Annotated in this window: 14 protein-coding genes; 3 read left to right on the forward strand and 11 right to left on the reverse strand. The window is 69.2% G+C overall.

The genetic code is table 11. From position 1 onward, the window contains the following. The first annotated feature begins 35 nt into the window (after positions 1 to 35). Complete coding sequence (locus tag AB0P21_RS02695; RefSeq protein WP_363693310.1) at positions 36 to 1,805, forward strand: gamma-glutamyltransferase; 1,770 nt, start codon at positions 36 to 38, stop codon at positions 1,803 to 1,805. A 1,179-nt stretch (positions 1,806 to 2,984) separates the two neighbouring features. Here AB0P21_RS02695 and AB0P21_RS02700 read toward each other — a convergent pair. From AB0P21_RS02700 to AB0P21_RS02715, 4 genes are all read right to left on the reverse strand, one after another. Then, positions 2,985 to 3,659, reverse strand: coding sequence for a GntR family transcriptional regulator (locus AB0P21_RS02700; protein WP_363693312.1), 675 nt, complete (start codon positions 3,657 to 3,659; stop codon positions 2,985 to 2,987). A 98-nt stretch (positions 3,660 to 3,757) separates the two neighbouring features. After that, positions 3,758 to 4,411: a response regulator transcription factor gene (locus AB0P21_RS02705; protein WP_363693314.1), complete on the reverse strand. Its 654-nt coding sequence runs from the start codon at positions 4,409 to 4,411 to the stop codon at positions 3,758 to 3,760. Positions 4,412 to 4,428: 17 nt separating this feature from the next. Next, positions 4,429 to 5,646 (reverse strand): histidine kinase, encoded by a 1,218-nt coding sequence (locus AB0P21_RS02710; RefSeq protein WP_363693316.1) that lies wholly within the window; start codon positions 5,644 to 5,646, stop codon positions 4,429 to 4,431. Between the two features lie 24 nt (positions 5,647 to 5,670). Next, entirely contained in the window at positions 5,671 to 7,443 is a 1,773-nt protein-coding gene (locus AB0P21_RS02715; RefSeq protein WP_363693318.1) for a M1 family metallopeptidase, read from the reverse strand. 146 nt (positions 7,444 to 7,589) lie between these two features. Between AB0P21_RS02715 and AB0P21_RS02720 the strand changes: the two genes are divergently transcribed. Further along, positions 7,590 to 9,140, forward strand: a complete 1,551-nt coding sequence (locus AB0P21_RS02720; RefSeq protein WP_363693320.1) for an adenylate/guanylate cyclase domain-containing protein — start codon at positions 7,590 to 7,592, stop codon at positions 9,138 to 9,140. Here the strand turns inward: AB0P21_RS02720 and AB0P21_RS02725 are convergent. From AB0P21_RS02725 to AB0P21_RS02740, 4 genes are read right to left on the reverse strand one after another with little or no spacing between them, the layout of a single operon-like run. Next, the gene (locus AB0P21_RS02725) at positions 9,123 to 9,827 is read right to left on the reverse strand and encodes a MerR family transcriptional regulator (protein WP_363693322.1); all 705 of its coding nucleotides are present in this window, start codon (positions 9,825 to 9,827) and stop codon (positions 9,123 to 9,125) included. The two genes, AB0P21_RS02720 and AB0P21_RS02725, sit on opposite strands and share 18 nt — an antisense overlap. Positions 9,828 to 9,830: 3 nt before the next feature. After that, positions 9,831 to 10,583, reverse strand: coding sequence for an SDR family oxidoreductase (locus AB0P21_RS02730; protein ID WP_363693323.1), 753 nt, complete (start codon positions 10,581 to 10,583; stop codon positions 9,831 to 9,833). A 29-nt stretch (positions 10,584 to 10,612) separates the two neighbouring features. Next, positions 10,613 to 11,467 carry a GNAT family N-acetyltransferase gene (locus AB0P21_RS02735; RefSeq protein WP_363693324.1) on the reverse strand — a complete coding sequence of 285 codons (855 nt, stop codon included), beginning with the start codon at positions 11,465 to 11,467 and terminating at the stop codon, positions 10,613 to 10,615. A gap of 59 nt (positions 11,468 to 11,526) precedes the next feature. Continuing rightward, a complete protein-coding gene (locus AB0P21_RS02740) occupies positions 11,527 to 13,032 on the reverse strand; it encodes an SDR family oxidoreductase (RefSeq protein ID WP_363693325.1) in 1,506 nt (501 codons plus the stop codon). A 110-nt stretch (positions 13,033 to 13,142) separates the two neighbouring features. Between AB0P21_RS02740 and AB0P21_RS02745 the strand changes: the two genes are divergently transcribed. Next, positions 13,143 to 13,943, forward strand: coding sequence for a metalloregulator ArsR/SmtB family transcription factor (locus AB0P21_RS02745; protein ID WP_363693326.1), 801 nt, complete (start codon positions 13,143 to 13,145; stop codon positions 13,941 to 13,943). On the opposite strand, the gene AB0P21_RS02750 is transcribed toward AB0P21_RS02745, so the two are convergent. The 3 genes from AB0P21_RS02750 to AB0P21_RS02760 all read right to left on the reverse strand — a co-directional run bounded on the left by AB0P21_RS02750 (position 13,920) and on the right by AB0P21_RS02760 (position 17,904). After that, complete coding sequence (locus AB0P21_RS02750) at positions 13,920 to 16,034, reverse strand: DEAD/DEAH box helicase (RefSeq protein WP_363693327.1); 2,115 nt, start codon at positions 16,032 to 16,034, stop codon at positions 13,920 to 13,922. The two genes, AB0P21_RS02745 and AB0P21_RS02750, sit on opposite strands and share 24 nt — an antisense overlap. 63 nt (positions 16,035 to 16,097) lie before the next feature. Beyond that, on the reverse strand, positions 16,098 to 16,577 hold the full coding sequence (gene soxR / locus AB0P21_RS02755) for a redox-sensitive transcriptional activator SoxR (protein ID WP_363693328.1): 480 nt from the start codon (positions 16,575 to 16,577) through the stop codon (positions 16,098 to 16,100). Between the two features lie 52 nt (positions 16,578 to 16,629). After that, a complete protein-coding gene (locus tag AB0P21_RS02760) occupies positions 16,630 to 17,904 on the reverse strand; it encodes an MFS transporter (protein WP_363693329.1) in 1,275 nt (424 codons plus the stop codon). Positions 17,905 to 17,972: the final 68 nt, after the last annotated feature.

The raw sequence follows: 17,972 nt of genomic DNA on the forward strand, positions 1-17,972 counted from the left end.
CAGTCGACGGAACCGCACCCACGAGGAGTTCTTCGATGACTTTCACGACCCGGCCCACCCTGCGCGGCACGTTCGGGATGGTCTCGTCGACGCACTGGCTGGCTTCGCAGTCGGCCATGCGACTTCTCGAGTTGGGCGGAAACGCTTTTGATGCCGCGGCGGCTGCCGGGTTCGTGCTGCATGTGGTGGAACCGCATCTGAACGGCCCTGCGGGGGAAGTGCCGGCCATCATCGCCACCGCGGCCGACCCGACTCCGCGGGTGCTGTGCGGGCAGGGGACGGCCCCGGCGGGTGCCACGATCGAGCACTTCCGGGGGTTAGGGTTGGAGCTCATCCCGGGGTCCGGGCCGCTGGCGGCCGCAGTACCGGGTGCTGTTGATGCTTGGTTGCTGTTGCTGCGGGATCACGGCTCGATGCCGCTGCGGACTGTGCTGGAGCCGGCGATTGGGTATGCGCGCAACGGGCATCCACTGGTCGGCCCGGTCGGTGAGACGGTCAACAGGGTGCGCGGGCTGTTCACCGAGCACTGGCCGACTTCGGCTGAGCTGTGGTTGCAGGGTGGTTCGGCGCCTGGGGCGAACAAGCTGTTCCGCAATCCGGCGTACGCGGACACGCTGGAGCGGCTGCTCGTGAGTGGCGAAGAGGCTGGTTCGGATCGGGTGGCGCAGATCGAGCGGGTTCGGGCGGCGTGGCGCGAGGGGTTTGTCGCTGAGGCGATCGATCGGTTCTCGCGGTTGCCGCATCGCGATTCGAGCGGCCGGGACCATGCCGGGCTGGTCACGGGTGAGGACGTTGCGGCGTTCGAGGCGAGCTGGGAGGAGCCGGCGACACTCGACTGGCACGGGCACACGGTCGCCAAGACTGGACCGTGGGGACAGGGGCCGGCGCTGCTGCAGTCGCTGGCGGTGCTGGCTGAGCTGGGCGACCCGGCTTCGCTTGATCTGAGCGGTGCCGAGGCGGTCCACACGGTCACGGAGATCACCAAGCTGTCTTATGCGGACCGAGAGGCATGGTACGGCGATGGCGTCGACGTACCGCTCAAAACGCTGCTCTCGCCGGGCTATGCAGCCGAGCGAGCTGCGCTGATCGGCGCGGAGGCGTCGTACGAGCTGCGGCCGGGTAGCCCCGACGGCCGTACGCCGCGGCTGCCTGGTGTCGTGTCGGGTGTAGCGGGCGACGCGAGCACCGGCGAGCCGACCGTGTCTGCCGACGGCGTTACACGGGGCGACACCTGCCACGTGGATGTGATCGACCAGTGGGGCAACGTCATCTCAGCGACCCCCAGCGGCGGCTGGTTACAGTCCTCGCCGACGATCCCTGAGCTGGGCTTCTGCCTGGGGAGCCGTCTGCAGATGTTCTGGCTGGAGGAAGGCCTTGCGTCATCTCTGGCTCCCGGGCTGCGTCCGCGAACCACCCTGACGCCAACCCTCGTACTGCGGGACGGCGTACCAATTCTGGCGTGTGGTTCGCCTGGCGGAGATCAGCAGGACCAGTGGCAACTGCTGTTCCTGCTACGCCACCTCGCTGGTGGACAGGAGTTGCAGGAGGCGATCGACGCACCTGCCTGGCACACCACTGCCTTCCCGTCCTCGTTCTACCCCCGCGCCACCGAGCCGGGCGACCTGACGATCGAGAGCCGCCTCGGCCCAGCCGTACGAGACGCGCTGATCGCCAAGGGCCACCGGGTCGTCGAGACCGCCCCCTGGAGCCTCGGCAGGCTGTGCGCGGTCGCCCGCACACCAGACGGCGTACTAGCTGCCGCTGCCAACCCCCGAGGCATGCAGGGCTACGCCACCGGCCGCTAGCGCGGCTACTAGGCGGGCGGGCGGCGAGCGCCGCTATCAGGCGGGCCGGCAGCATGGCGCCCGTCAGCATCCAGGCGCTAGCGAGGTAGCAGCCTCCATCCACCACCCACCGGACGAGGGCTCGTGGCGCTGGGCGCCACCTCGCTTACGCCTGGACGTTGTCGACGCAATCACCGCGCGTCCGGCCCGGCCGAGCGCAGCTCTCAGGTGGGCCGGCGGCGAGCCGCCGCAGTCAGGCGGGGGTTGGCGGCGAGCGCAGCTGCTAGGCAGGCCAGCAGCAGCACGGCCCGCGTCAGCATCCAGATCTAGCGAGGTGGCAGGCTTCATCCGCCAGCTGCCGGACGAGGGCTCGTGGCGCTGGGCGCCACCTCGCTTGCGCCTGGATGTTGTCGACGCAATCACCGCGCGTCCGGCCCCGCCGAGCGCAGCTCTTAGGCGGGGCCGGCGGCGAGCCGCCGCAGTCAGGTGGGGTTGGCGGTGAGCGCAGCTGCTAGGCAGGCCAGCAGCAACACGGCCCGCGGGATCACCGCGGCCGGCGCAACCGAGTGCAGCTCCCAGGCGGGGCCAGCGGCGAGCCGCCGCAGTCAGGCAGGGCAGGCTGCAAGCGCAGCTGCTAGGCAGGCCAGCAGCAGCACGGCTCGCGTCAGCATCCAGGCCCAGCGAGGTGGCAGCCTCCATCCACCACCCACCGGACGAGGGCTCGTGGCGCTGGGCGCCACCCCGCCTGCGCCTGGATGTTGTCGACGCAATCACCGCTCGGCCGGCCCAGCCGAGCGCAGCTGTCACGCGAGGCCGACGGCGAGCCGGCGCTGTGAGGCGGGGCAGCGGCGATAGCCGCTGTCAGGCGGCGCCAGCGGCAAGCGCAGCTGGTAGGCAGGCAAGCAGCAGCACGGCTCGCGTCAGCATCCAGGCCTAGCCAGGTGGCAGGCTCCATCTACCACCCACCGGACGAGGGCTCGTGGCGCTGGGCGCCACCTCGCTTGCACCTGGATGTTGTCGACGCAATCACCGCGCAGCCGGCCCGGCCGAGCGCAGCTGTTACGCGGGCCCAGCGGCGAGCCGGCGCAGTCAGGCAGGGCTGGCGGCGATCACCGCGGCCGGCCCAGCCGAGCGCAGCTGCCAGGCGGCCAGCGTCAGCGCGGCCGGGCGCGATCGCGGCCAGCCAGCCGAGCGCAGCTCTCAGGCGGGACCGGCGAGCGCAGCGTTGGCGGCAGCGAGCACGTGGTCTCGGGCCGCCTCAGTCGCGGCAGCCCGGTCACCAGCGGCGATCGCGTCCACCATCCTGATGTGTTCCTTCCACGAATGCGGCGCCCGCTGGGCAGCGCCGAGTCGGAAGACCCAGTGGACGTGGTGGTACATCGCCGCCGACAGCGACGCCAGCCACCGGTTGCCGCTGATCTCGATCACCGCCACATGCAGCGCGCTGTTCAGCTCCGCCACCAGGTCGAGGTCCTCGGCTTCGGTCGCCGTGCTCGCGTCGTCCAGCAACTGCCGCAACCGTGCCACGTCGTCCTCGGACGCCCGCTCGGCTGCCAACCCGGCGGCGAGCGTCTCCAGCTGCTCCCGTACTGCGAACAGATCCCGGATCGCCGTCTCGTCCAGCGTCGCCACCACCGCGCCTCGCCGCGGCAGGATCTGCACGAATCCCTCGGTCTCGACCACCCGCAGCGCCTCCCGGACCGGGTTGCGTGACACTCCGAAGTCGTCCGCCAGCCGGTTCTCGGTCAGCCGCTCGCCCTGCGCGTACTCACCGTCGACGATCCGCCGTCGCAGCTCGGCCAGCACCTGGTCCCTGAGCGCGAGGTGATCACCTCCGATCGTGCGCGACCGCTCTCCCCCGTACCCCGTGTCCACCCCGAACTCCCCTCCTGGACTGCCATGGTTCGGCAGCACCCTACCCGGCGCCCGTACCACCAGGTGGCATGCAGGGTCGGCTCCACAGGGGGATCGACTCAGGCGAGTCCCGCGTCGTGCGCGAGCAGCGCCACCTGGACCCGGTTGTTGAGGTCGAGCTTCGTCAGCACCCGGGTCAGGTGCGTCTTCACCGTCGGCACGCCCATCGCCAGATCGGTCGCGATCTCCGCATTACTCTTGCCTTGGGCAACAGCTGCGGCGACCTCCCGCTCCCGCTCGGTCAGCTTCGCCAGTACGCCGAGCGCCCGGTCGCGTTTGCTCTGGTCATCCGGCCCGGCCACGTAGTCCATCAGCTGCCGGGTCACCGCGCCGGACAGGATCGGGTCTCCCCCGGCCACCCTGACCACCGCATCCAGGATCTCCTGCGGCGCCGCGTCCTTCAGCAGGAACCCCGCCGCCCCGGCGCGCAGCGCCTGCAGCAAGTGCTCCTCGGACCCGAACGTCGTCAAGATGACCACCTCGGGCGCGCCTTCCTTGCCCCGAATCACCTCGGTCGCCGCCAGGCCGTCCATCACCGGCATCGTGATGTCCATCAACACCACATCCGGCTGCAGGTCCCGCACCGCGTCCACTGCCAAGCGTCCGTCGCCGACGTCTCCGACGATCTCCAGCTCCGCGGCCCCGCCGAGCATCGCCCTCAAGCCGGCCCGCACCAGCGCGTCGTCATCCACCACCAGCAACCGAACAGCCATGCCCGGCATCGTAGCCGTCACTCCGGCCAGGGCAGCCACGCCTGGAGCCGGAAGCAGTTGGTGGACGTAGCGCCATGGGACAAGGTGCCGCCGGCCAGCTTGGCGCGCTCAGCCAGACCGACCAGCCCCACCTGGGAACCAGTACCAGGAGCGTTGCCGGTCATCGGATTGCGTACTTCGATGGACAGCCCGTTGCCGGGCGCACCCGAGAGGACGACGGTCACCGGCTGACCGGCAGCGTGTTTGCGGGCATTGGTCAGACCTTCCTGGATGATCCGGTAGCCGTGCCGCGCGGTGGCCGCCGGGATCGAGTCGGGAGCGACCGCCAGCGGCGTGAACATCACGGTCATCCCCGCGGCCCTCGACTCCTCCATCAACGCGTCCAGATCGCCCAGCCCCGGTTGGGGTTGCCGATCTCCCGGTGGAGCGGAGTCCGGCGAACGCAGTACGCCGACGATCTCCCGCAGATCTTCCAAGGACTCACGAGCAGTCGACCGGATCACCCCGGCCGCCACCGCGAGCTCGTCCGGCGGCATCTCCGGCCGGAACTCCAGCGCCCCCGCGTGCACACTCAGCAACGACAGCCGGTGACCGAGCGCGTCGTGCATCTCCCGCGCGATCCGCTCCCGCTCCCGCCGACGCCCTTGCTCGACCCGCTGCTCCTGATCCTCCTCGGCCCGCCGCGCCCGCTCGGCCAGCGACAGCATCAACTGCCGCCTGGTCCGTACGACGATGCCCCAGGCAACGGATGCCACATAGAGCAAAGACGCCAGCCCCAGCACCAGCCAGTAGATGTAGGGAATCGTCGGGGCCGGCGGAAACAGCCACAACTGCACCGCGGCCGACAGCACCGCTGCCGCACACCCGAGCCCACTGATCAGCGGCCGCCGATGCACGGCCAGACTGAACACCGCCAGAGTGCTCGCACCGCCCACGGCCGGCAGCACCACCGCCACGACGGTCAGGATCAAAGTCAGGGCCAGCGGCCATTTCCGGCGTACCAGCAAGGACAGCGCAGCCACCGCGCCGGCCGCCATGTTCAGCGCGAACGGCGGGTGGATCCTGGCGCCGTCCGGCGGATTCCACGTCAGCAGGACGCCCAGGGCCGCGATCAGGACGAACGTCGCGTCCACCAGCCAGTCCCGCGGCGTACGGCGACCGTTGCCCGGGGCACCTCGTGATCCCGGGCTGATCAGCGCCACCAGCGGTCCCGGCCGGTCCAGCTCGATCGACATACCCTGACGGTAGCGCCCGAACCGTCAGCGGCCGAGGATCTTGACCACCGCCGCGATCGTGATCGGGTGATAGCCGGGCCGCGCGGCCGCGAACACCTGGTGCGCGAACTCCCGGCCGGACTCGCTGCCGACCAACGCCCGGTAGACCGGCAGCACCAGCTTCATCCGGCCCACCCGGGTCAGGAAGCCGGCCAGTTCGTCGTACCCCGGGGTGTAGTTGCTCGCAGCAACAATCGAGTACCAGCGGCGGGCGATCTCGCCGTTCGGCGTACCGGTGAGCGCGAACTCCCGGTCCAGCTCCTGCAGCTTCTCGGCCGGCAGCTGGTCGGGCGCGGTCTCCAGGAAACGCAGCCACTCCTGCGTGGTCCAGCGCTTGGCGCCGTCCGGCAGCTCACCGGTGGCCAGCCAGCGGTCCCGCGCCTCGTCGACGATCCCGAACCGGGCAGAGACCGCTCTCTCGGCGAAGGCCGGGATGCCCGGCTCGTCCAGCCAGGCGGCGAGCTCGGCCTCCGTGACGGAGCCGGGGTTCTTGTCCAGCAACTGCTCCTGCAGATGCCCGACGAAGTCCTCGGAGTTGATGCTGCGGAAGGCGAACCGGTCGAAGTACCCGCGCAGGAACGGGTCGAAGGTCTCCCGGCTGAACCGCTTCTCCAGCCAGGACAGGAACCAGTTCCCCTTCAGCGGCCCGAGCCCGGTCGTCCCGTGGTACTGCGAGCGGTGATTGAGCCCCGGCAGCTCGACCGCCTGCGCTGCCTCGGAGAGCGGATCGAGCTTCACCACGGTCGAGTGCTGCTTGATCGCGGTCTCCATCACGGCGAACTCGTTGCCGTAGACGGCCTCCACGATCCGGTTCTCGACGTACGACGTGAAGCCTTCGTTCAGCCAAATGTCGTCCCAGCTGTCCTGGGTCACCAGGTTCCCGGACCAGCTGTGCGCCAGCTCGTGTGCCACCACGCTGACCAGCGACTTGTCGCCGATCACCACGGTCGGGGTGGCGAACGTCATCCGCGGGTTCTCCATCCCGCCGTACGGGAAGGACGGCGGCAGCACCAGGATGTCGTAGCGGCCCCATCGGTACGGCCCGAACAGCGCCTCGGTGACCCGCATCATCTCCTCGGTGTCGGAGAACTCGGTCGCGGCCCGCTTGGCCATCTCCGGCTCGGCCCAGACCCCGGAGCGCTCGCCGATCGGCTCGAACACCAGGTCGCCGGCCGCGATGGCCAGCAGGTACGACGGGATCGGCTCGGGCATCACCACGTCGTACGAGCCTGTCCGGCGGGACTCGGTGCCGTTGTCGGCGCTCATCAGCACCATCAGCTCAGGCGGAGCGGTGACGTGCGCCGAGTAGCTGAACCGCACCCCCGGGGTGTCCTGCACCGGCACCCAGCTCCGGGCGTGGATCGCCTGGGACTGGCTGAACATGAACGGCAGCATGCCGCCGGCGGTCATCGCCGGCTCCAGCCACTGCAGGCCGGTAGCAGTCGGCGCGGTCCGGTAGCTGACCCGGACCCGCTCGTTCTGGCTAGTGCGGATGGTCAGCGCCGAGCCCAGCTCGTCGTCGGGCACCGAGAGGCTGTACTCCAGCGGCTCCCACTCGTCCCCGTCGGCGCCCTCCACCGCGAGAACCGTCAGGTCCCGGGTGTCGAGGACCAGCCGATCGCCCGGGCCACTCCAGGCGAGCGTGTGCGTGGCCGTGCCCGACAGCACCTTCGCGGTGAAGTCCAGGTCGATTTCCAGCGCGAGGTGGGTGGTGCGCACCAACGCCGGTTCGGCGTAGGAGTGGCGATCGTGGCTCACAGGGGCTCCCGAGGCAGAATGTCGTTCGCAGGACACTACCCACGCAACGGCTCGATGACGCGGCCTATTAGGGCCACGGGCAGCACCGTGCCAAAACCGGTTAAGGCAGCCGGTTCAGCTGATCAGACCAGCAGACTGGGGACAGGATGTCGCAGCGGCGGCCAGAGCTCGTACTGCAGCGGAAACCGTTCGGCTCGTGGCTGCTCGGCCCGGCCGGCCAGAGCCCGCGACTGCTCCGGATCCGCAGCCAACTGCTGCTCACCTGCTTCCTGCTCGGCACGAACATCATCGGCGGCTGCGTCGTTTTCGTGCTGGCGGTCTTCGTGCTGCCCAGCCCGCCGGACGACCGCCTGGACCTGGTCCGGGCGGTGGCGTTCCCGGGATATCTGCTGGCAGCGCTCCTGATCGGCGTCGTCTGGGGCACCCGGTACGCGCTGCGGGTCACCGGCTGGGTGCTGGAAGACCGCCCGGCCACCCGACGGGAGCAGATCGCCACCCTGCGGCTGCCGCTGCGGCTCACGCTGATCGAGATCTTCCTCTGGCTGCTGGCCACGGTCGTGTTCACCGTGCTGGCGTTGGTGCTGCAGCCAGAGAGCGCTCTCCGGATCGGGATCACGGTTTTCGACGGCGGCATCGTCACCTGCGTCGCGGCGTACCTGCTGACCGAGTTCGCGCTGCGTCCGATCGCCGCGAGAGCGCTCGCCGAGCAGGCTCCGCCCAAACGGCTGCTGGCGGCCGGGCTCAAGGCACGAACGTTGTTCTTCTGGGCCGTCGGCTCGGGCGTCCCGGTGCTCGGCCTGATGCTGGCCGCGGTCCTGGCGCTGATCGAGAAGGACGTCTCGGCGACCCGGCTGTCGATCATGATCCTTGCCCTCGGCACCGTTGTGCTGACCTGCGGCGGCCTGCTGACGCTGCTGTCCGCGCGCTCGGTCGTCGCGCCGGTCCGCTCGGTGCGCAACGCGCTCGCGGTGATCGGCGACGGTGAGCTGAACGTGCGGATCCCGGTCTTCGACGGAACCGAGCTGGGCTCGCTCCAGGCGGGCTTCAACCGGATGGCCGCCGGCCTACGCGAGCGGGAGCGGATCCGCGACCTCTTCGGCCGGTACGTCGGTCCCGAGGTGGTCCGGGAGGCCTTGGCCAGCGACTCGTTGGGCGGTGAGGAGCGATTCGTCGGGGTGCTGTTCGTCGACCTGGTGGGATCCACCGAACTGGCCGCCGTCCGGCCGCCGGCTGAGGTGGTGCAGTTGCTGAACAGGTTCTTCGAGATCGTCGTCGACGAGGTGGACCGTCAGGGTGGCTTCGTGAACAAGTTCGCGGGCGACGCGGTACTGGCGGTCTTCGGCGCACCGGCCGAGCTGGCCGACCCCTCAGGGAGCGCTCTCCAGGCCGGTCGCGTACTGGCCCGGCGACTGGCCGATGAGTTGCCTGAGGCAACGGCCGGGATCGGGATCACTGCCGGCACAGTCGTCGCGGGGACCGTCGGCGACGTCCGCCGGCACGAGTACACGGTGATCGGTGACCCGGTGAACGAAGCGTCCCGGCTGACCGAGCTCGCCAAGTCGGTCCCCGGCCGTCTCCTCGCCTCGATGGCCGCGGTCGACGAGTCCGCGCCTGCCGAAGCCGGGCACTGGAAGGCCGGCGAGGAGGTCACGGTCCGGGGCCGCAACCGCCCAACCCAGCTAGCGATTCCCGCCTAGATACTCGTCCAGTAGCGCCGACCCGTGAATCATCGCCCGGGTCCGCCGATCATGAGCGGCGCGTCTCTCCGCGACCGCCGCCCGCAACGCCTCCGTGCTCCCGGTCTGGCGCAGCCCGTCCAGCACAGGCCGGATCTGGTCGAACCCGTACCGCCCGCGCCGCAGCATCGCGATGATCCGCGCATCCCGCACCTGCACCGGCCCGTACCGCCGGTACTTCGTCCCCGTCTCCCGCACCGGCGTCAGCAGCCCGGCCGACTCCCAGACCCGCAACGCCGACGTCCGTACGCCGAGCTGCGCCGCCAACTCCCCCACCAGCAGGGCCGGGCCATTCACCACAGGCAGCCCGTCGAGAAACTCCTCGGCCGCTTCGCCCAGCGCCTCACTGGCCGCATCGGTCGCAAGCCGCTGCTCGTGCAACGCAGCATGACTGCCATCGATCAGCCGGAAAGCCAGCGCCTCGTCGCCGTCGTGAACGGCCCGCATTACCGCCGTCGCCGTCTCGTTGCCATACCCAGGCGTCAACGCGCGATAAGTCAGCATCGCGCGCAGATGCACCTCGTCGTACTGTCGATACCCCGAATCGCTCCGCGGCACGTCGGGCAGGATCCCGACCGACTCGTAGTTGCGGACCAGTTGCGTCGAGATCCCGGCCCGCCGGGCCAGGTCGACCGGTCGCAGTCCCATCGGTCAGCGGCCGCCCGCCACGTCGACCATCGAGCCGGTCATGTACGACGCGCGATCGGAGGCCAGGAAGGCGATCAACTCAGCGACCTCTTCCACCTGTCCCGGGCGGCCGAGTGGCGGCGTGCCGCCGATGCGCTCCAGCCGCCCTTCCTCGTGGATCTCGGTCTCGATCAGGCCGGGCCGGACACCGAGCACCCGGATGCCTTCCTTGGCGACCTCGTTGGCCAGGCCTACCGTCAGGGTGTCGACCGCCGCCTTGCTGGCCGCGTAGTCGACGTACTCGCCTGCCGACCCCAACACTGCGCCCCGCGAGGACACGTTGACGATGACTCCCCCGGCGCCACCGGACGCGGTCGACATCCGCCGTACCGCGGCGCCGGCGACCAGGAACGCCCCGACCGCGTTGATCCGGAACACCCGCTCCAACCGCGCCAGGTCGTAGTCGGCCACCCGGCCGCTCGGTGAGACGACCCCCGCATTGTTGATCACGGCACCGATCGCGCCGAGCTCGTCGGTCACCGCATCGAAGAACCGCTCGATCTGCTCCGGCTCAGCCACATCAGCCTGTACTGCGTACGCGCGCCGCCCGAGCTTCTGGCAGGCCGCGACCACCTGCGCCGCATCCTCCGAACGGGTCCGGTAGCTGACGGCGACGTCCCAGCCGTCTGCCGCCAACGCGATTGCCGCAGCTGCGCCGATCCCGCGACTTCCACCAGTGACCAGGGCGGTTCCCCGCCGGGCTTCGTTCTCGACCATGGGGTCAGCCTTTCACGCAGTCGGGGCGTTTACGTGGACACCGAGGCCGGCGGTCTCGCCATCCCCAGCTGCACCTCGGTGTCGCTGAACCCCAGCGAACGATAGATCCGGATCGCGAGATAGCCGGGATCGGCGACCATCACCAAGGTGTGCGCCCCCAACTCGTCGAACCCGTAGCGCGAAGCGCGGTGCACCAGCGTGCTCGCGATCCCCTGATTTCGGTCCTCCGGCCCAGTCTGCACATTCTGAAAGCGCGCGACCCCGGAGCCGTCGGACGCCAACCCGAGCGACGCCTGCAACCGACCTCCCGGCCAGCGGGCGTGCGCCTGGCCGCCTGCGCCGCCGTCGCCCGCGCCGCCGTCGAAGGCGCCGAACCACCGCGCGTGGCCTGCCTCGCAGAGACCACGCTCGGCCTCGACCCGACGCCGGCTGAACACCCGGTATTCCTCGTCGACCTTCATCGTCGCGCAAGCCAGCGACAACGCGACCTGCTGCTCCCAGTCGTCATCGCTGCTCAACTCACGAAACTGCGAGGTCACATTCGGCCGAGCCGGCTCGTTGACCTCCGTCGCGGTCATCACCGTACTGCGGTCGATCTCGAGACCAAGCGCCTTGAGCTCATCCTCGCTGCCGACCACTCCGTCGGTGCTGTCGATCCCCAGCGCGACGTGCTCGGCCTCAGGAAACTCGCGGTGGAAGATCACCTCCCGCACGGCGCCGTCTCCTGGCGCGAACGGCGTCCGGAACAGCAGGTAGTTGCCCCACCAGAAGCTCGGGTTGGCCGGCGTCCGGACGACCACGTAGTCGCCTTCGTCGGTCAGCACGGAGCCGCTCAACTGCAGCAGCATCAGGTCGGTTCGGTAGCCGAGGCTGGTGAAGTCCACCCGTCTATCGTCGGGGTCGCGTCAAGACGATTTGCGCGCCGGCCACCAGATCGGGTGCCTCAGGACGATTTGCGCGACGGCCGCCACCTCGGCTCGCTCGCCTTCGCCGCTGCGGCCGCGATGTTGCGCTGCATGCCGCCGAAGACAATCCCATGGAAAGGCTTGATCGCATACCAGTAGAGATGCCCCGGCAACCCGTGCGGATGGAAGAGCGCTCTCTGCCGGAACACCGTCTTCTTGTCCTCATCGGTGTCGACGATCAACTCGAGCCACGCAAGCCCCGGCAGCCGCATCTCCGCGCGCAACCGCAGCAGCTTGAGATCCTCAATGTCCTCGACCCGCCACCAATCCAGCGGGTCACCGACGGACAAGTCGTTCGGATTACGCCGACCTCGCCGCAGCCCGGGACCACCAAAGACGCGATCGAGCACACCCCTGGCCCACCAGCCGAGCCGCCAGGAGTACCAGCCGTTGCCGCCGCCGATGCCCTCGATCACCGACCAGAGTTGCTCCGGGGTGGTCGCGATCGCGCTCTCGCGCTCATCGACGTACAGGGAACCGCCGGACCAGTCCGGGTCGCCCGGAAGCGGGTCGCTCGGTGCCCCCGGCATCGAAGCGGACGCCCAACTCGTGGAGACGTCGAACTCCTGGACCCGCTTGAGGGCCAGTTCGACCGCGCGGTCGAACTCCAGGAAGCCCGGCTCGGGGTCAGGGACGAACTCCTCGATGTCGTGTTCCTTGCAGACGACCTCGTGAATGAGGCTGTCGACCAGCGGCCGGGCGATGCTGTTCGGCACCGGCGTCACCAGGCCGACCCAGTGGCTCGACAGCGACGGGGTGAGCAGCGGAAGCGTCACGATGCGCCGAGGAGTGAGGTGGGCGACCGCGGCGTACCGCTGCATCATGTCGCGATAGGTCAGGACGTCAGGCCCGCCGATGTCGAACCCACGGTTGACCGTGCTCGGCATCGACGCGCTGCCGACGAGATAGTGCAGGACGTCGCGGACCGCGATCGGCTGGATCCGCGTGTGCAGCCAGCGCGGGGTGACCATCACCGGCAGCCGGTCGGTCAGGTAGCGCAGCATCTCGAACGACGCCGAGCCCGATCCGAGGATCACCGCGGCGCGCAGTACGGTCGTCGGCACCCCGGATGCGAGCAGGATCTCGCCGACCTCGCGACGGGAATCGAGGTGCGGGGAAAGCACCTCGCCCTGCGGGTAGAGCCCGCCGAGGTAGACGATCCTGCCGACTCCAGCCTCTCGCGCCGCAGTGCCGAAGGTCAGCGCGGTGTGCCGATCGCGGGACTCGAACCGCTTCCCGGTGCCGAGCGCGTGGATCAGGTAGTAGGCGACGTCCACGCCTTCCAACGCGGCATCCAACTGATGGCGGTCAGCCGCATCGGCCTCGACCACCTCGACGTCGTCGTACCACTCACGGTCCTGCAGACGGCGCGGATTGCGGGCCATCGCCCGCACCCGGTAGCCGGCCTTAAGCAGTTCGGGCACCAACCGCCCGCCGATGTACCCCGTGACCCCTGTGACCAGAACAAGCTTCTTCGTATCCATGTGGTCCACCCGGTGCCCCGCTCTGTGTCGGCCGAATCATCCCATTGACATGCAGCCTAACGGCTGCATAAGTTGCACAGGCAGCCGCTTGGCTGCCTGAAGGAGTGGTAATGGACGACGAGGTGTTCCGGGCGCTGGCCGATCCGAGCCGACGCCAACTGCTGGACAGCCTGAACCGTCGTGACGGTCAGACACTGGCCGAGCTCTGTGCGGGGCTCGAGATGGCCCGCCAGTCGGTCAGCAAGCACCTCGCCGTCCTGGAGGGCGCGAACCTCGTCACCACCCTGCGCCGCGGCCGCGAAAAGCTGCACCACCTCAACGCGGAGCCGATCAACGCGATCGCCGACCGCTGGATCAACCAGTACGACCGCCGCCGCGTGCAGGCGCTGGCCGATCTCAAGACAGCATTGGAGCAGGAACCAGTGAGCGACAACGACTTCGTCTACACGACCTACATCAAGACGACCCCCGAGCGACTCTGGCAGGCACTGACCGACCCTGCCTTCACCCAGCAGTACTGGGGCCTCCGGCACGAGACCGACTGGAAGGTCGGCTCACCGATCGACTGGGTAATGGGCGACGTGACCATGTCAGGCCCTGGCCAGGAGGTGCTTGAGTACGACCCGTACCGCCGGCTCGCCTACACCTGGCACCACATCACCCCGGAGTTCGCCCGGGCGGTCGAGATGAGCGACGAACTCGCCGCCAAGACCAGCGCGGAACCGCTCTCCCGGGCCAGCTTCGACCTGGAGCCCGACGGCGACCAGGTGAAGCTGACCGTCATCCACACCGGCTTCCAGCCAGGCAGCGCGATCCGCGAAATGATCAACGATGGTTGGCCGCAACTGCTCTCCGACCTGAAGTCCTTGATCGAGGGAGCGGTGAAGTCAGGGGCGACGGTGGATCAGTAGTGGCAACACTGCGGCGGCGCCTGACTCGCGGAGCTTTGCGGCGGTGACTGTGATCGGCCATTGGCTCGATGACGCATCGACGACCAGCAGGACCGATCGGCCGCTGATCGCTTGAGCTGTCGCCGGTTCGATCGAGACCCCGTCGCGCCAGACCTTCGCCTCCTCGGCTGACGACAGGTCGTCGCTGAAGGCGGACCCATCGACGGTCACCTCTGCCCGCTCGAGCCGGCCGATCTCCGCCAGGTGGTTGGCGACGTCGACCACCAGCTCACGATGCCCGGCCGCCGGAAGCGTGACGACGACCTCCGGCCGACGGGACCACGCATCACGCCACCGCGACAACGCCGCAACACAACCGACCTTCAGCGCCTCCAACGCCGCCGGATCCGGAGTCGAACTGAAGACCGACCGGATCACCTCACGCCACTCCGGCGCATCGGCATACACGATGCTGCGCCCCGGCTCGGCCGCCAACCCCGCCGGAATCTTGCCCTTGGCCCCGAACGCGCCACCCGGCCACATCTTCCGCGGCTCCAGCACGTGGGTCTCTCCCCGCAGCAGCCGGGTGATCGCCTGCACGGTGTCCGGGTCCGGTCGCGCGGTCAACGGCTCGGGCAACAATCCCAGACAGACCGAGCACCGGCCACATGCCTCGGCCGTCGGATCGTCCAGCGACTCCTGAAGAAGTTGCATCAGGCAACGTTCGCCGCGGGTGTAGGCGCGCATGATGTCGGCCTCGCGCCGTCGTACCGAGACGATGCCGTCGTAGTGGGCGGCGTCGAAGCTCCAGTCCGCGGCGGTCCGCACCCACCCGCGCTCGACCCGCTCGACCGCGCCGTCGACCGCCAACTGCTTGAGCATCAGCTCGACGCGCCCCCGGCGCAGACCCGTCTCCGCCTCCAAGGCCGGCACGGTGGCAGGCTGATCCGGCCCGTAGGCCTCCAGCCCACGCAGCAACCTGTTGACCTGATCCGGCACCGGAATCGTCGCGGTGGCGAAGTAGTCCCAAACACCGGCGTCGGCATCGGACGGCAGCAACGCGACCACCGCATGATCGATGCCACGCCCCGCACGTCCGACCTGTTGGTAGTACGAGACAGGCGACGGTGGCGAGCCTACGTGCACGACGAACCCGAGGTCAGGCTTGTCGTATCCCATCCCCAGCGCCGAGGTCGCGACCAGCGCCTTCAACTCGTTGCCACGCAAGGCATCTTCGAGCCGCTCCCGCTCCCCCGCCTCGAGACCACCCGTGTACGCGGCGACCGGAACTGCCGGGCCATGCACCTCCTGGATGGCCGCAGCCAATCGCTGCGCATCCGAGACAGTCAACGTGTAGACGATGCCCGACCCGGGTAGCTTCGGCAGGTGGTCGACCACCCAGGCGAATCGGTCCAGCGGCGACAGCGCGTCAACCACGGCCAGTTGCAGGCTCGACCGGGCCAATGGGCCGCGGAGTACGAGCGTGGAGGCGCCCAGTTGATGCGCCACATCGTCGGTCACCCGCGCGTTGGCCGTCGCGGTCGTCGCGAGCACAGGCGTTTGCGGGTTGAGCTTCTGCAGCACGTCGGACACGCGCCGATAGTCCGGCCGGAAGTCGTGACCCCAGTCCGAGACGGCATGCGCTTCGTCGATCACCAGCAGGCCGATCTGCCCGGCAAGCCCGTCGAGCACCCGCCGACCGAAGCCAGGGTTGGCCAACCGCTCCGGCGATACCAGCAGGACGTCGATCGCGCCTGAGCGCAGATCGTTCTCGATGCCGGACCAGTCGTCCACGTTCGAGGAGTTCAGCGTGGCGGCGCGGAGACCGGCCCGGTCCGCCGCGGCGACCTGGTCGCGCATCAGCGACAAGAGGGGTGACACGACCAGCGTCGGCCCGGCGCCTTCCGACCGGCGGATCGCTGTCGCCGCCCAGTAGACCGCGGACTTGCCCCAGCCGGTGGCTTGGACGACCAGCACGCGGGCGTTCGGCTCACACAGCGCGGCCACCGCGGTCTCTTGGTCCGCGCGCAGGCTCGCGCCGTCTCCGGCGATCGCGTGGATCACTCCCGCGGCGGTCTTCGCCCGATCATCCGACAGCTTGATGTCACCCATGTCCGCGACCTTAGACGCCGCCACCCCCAGCCCGCTCGCCCGCATCGGCAACCTGTGGACAACTCACCCGCAACTGTCTGGCCGGCAGGGGTTTCCGGCTGGATCGACCAACCGTTGTGGTCCAGGGCCTTTGGTCGCCAGTACGTCGTACGGGTTGGCGAGGCCGCAGCGATCGAGCGAGAGGCAGCCGCATCCGACGCAGTCCTTGAAGTCGTCGCGGAGTTGTTCCAGCTGGACGATCCGCCGGTCGAGCTCGGCCTGCCAGCACTGCGAGATGTGCTCCCAGTCCTGCCGGGTCGGGGTCCGGTTGCCGGGCAGCAGGGCGAGGATCGCGGCGACCTCGGACAGCGGGATGCCGACCCGTTGCGCGATCCGGATCATCGCGACCCGGCGCAGCGTGTCGCGCTTGTACCTGCGCTGGTTGCCCGACGTACGGCGGCTGATGATCAGGTTCTGCCGCTCGTAGAAGTGCAGTGCGGAGATCGCCACTCCGCTGCGCTCCGCGAGTTGCCCGACCGTCAGCTCGCCCGGCTCGATCTCCACGCCATGCCCTCCCGAGTACCAACCTCAACAAATGTCGAGGCTAGCGGAGGTCTTAGACCACTGCGACCTTGCGTCCGATCGACGCTGACATCAACGCCGCGGCCGCGCACAACCCGCCCGCGAGGTACCAGGCAAGGTTGTAGTCGCCCTGCGCGTCGCGGATCGCGCCGGCGCCGGTCGCCGCGACGGCCGCGCCGATCTGGTGCGAGGCGAACACCCAGCCGAACACGATCGGCCCGTCCACCCCGAACCACTCCCGGCACAGCGCGACGGTCGGCGGCACGGTCGCCACCCAGTCGAGACCGTAGAAGATGATGAACACCCAGATACTCGGCTGCGCGGACGGCCCGAGCAGCGACGGCAGAATCAGCAGCGACAGCCCCCGCAGCGAGTAGTACGCGATCAGCAGGTACCGCGGATCCCAGCGATCCGTCAGCCACCCCGACGCGATCGTCCCCGCCACGTCGAAGATCCCGACCAGCGCGAGCAGCGAGGCCGCAGTGGTCGGCGGCATCCCGTGATCATGCGCGGCGGTCACGAAGTGCGTACCGATCAGCCCGTTCGTCGATGCCCCGCAGATCGCGAACCCGCCGGCCAGCATCCAGAACGCAGGCTTGTGCATGGCCATCCACAACGCCGACAGAGCCCGTACGCCGCTGTTGCCGGTCGTCTGGACCCGTTGCCCGGCAGCACTCCCCTCCGGTGCGCCGTACGCGCGCAGCCCCACATCACTCGGGTAGTCACGCAGGAACAGCAACACCAGCGGTACTACGGCCAGTGCCGCGCCGGCCGCGACCAACGCCGGTACTCGCCACCCGTAGTCGGTGGCCAGGTGTGCGATCAGGGGAAGGAAGACGAGCTGCCCGGTCGCGCCGGCGGCGGTCAGGATGCCGGTCACCAGTCCGCGACGCTCCACGAACCAGCGGCCGGTGATGGTGGCGACGAAGGTCATCGACATCGACCCGGTACCGACACCGACCAGCAGCCCCCAACAGAGCAATAGCTGCCAGGACGAGTCCATGAAGACGGTCAGGCCGCTGCCGAGCGCGATCAGTACCAGCGCGCCGCTGACGACCTTGCGCAGCCCGAGCCGATCCATCAGCGCTGCCGCGAACGGCGAGATCAAGCCGTACAGCAGCAGGTTGATCGAGACCGCACCCGAGATCGTCGCGTGCGACCACCCGAACTCCTCGTGCAACGGGTCGAGCAGCACGCTCGGTACGGACCGGAACCCGGCCGCTCCGATCAGGGTGATGAATCCGACCGCCGCGACAGGCCAGGCGCGGTGCAGCCGCCTGGACGTCTTCTTCTCCAGAATCTGTGTCACCCGAAGATTCTGCGCGAGCTTTCCCCGGCGAACCAGTGGCCAGACCGCCACCATGTGTCAAGATATGG

The sequence above is a fragment of the Kribbella sp. NPDC056861 genome (genome assembly GCF_040687575.1).
Lineage (GTDB): Bacteria > Actinomycetota > Actinomycetes > Propionibacteriales > Kribbellaceae > Kribbella.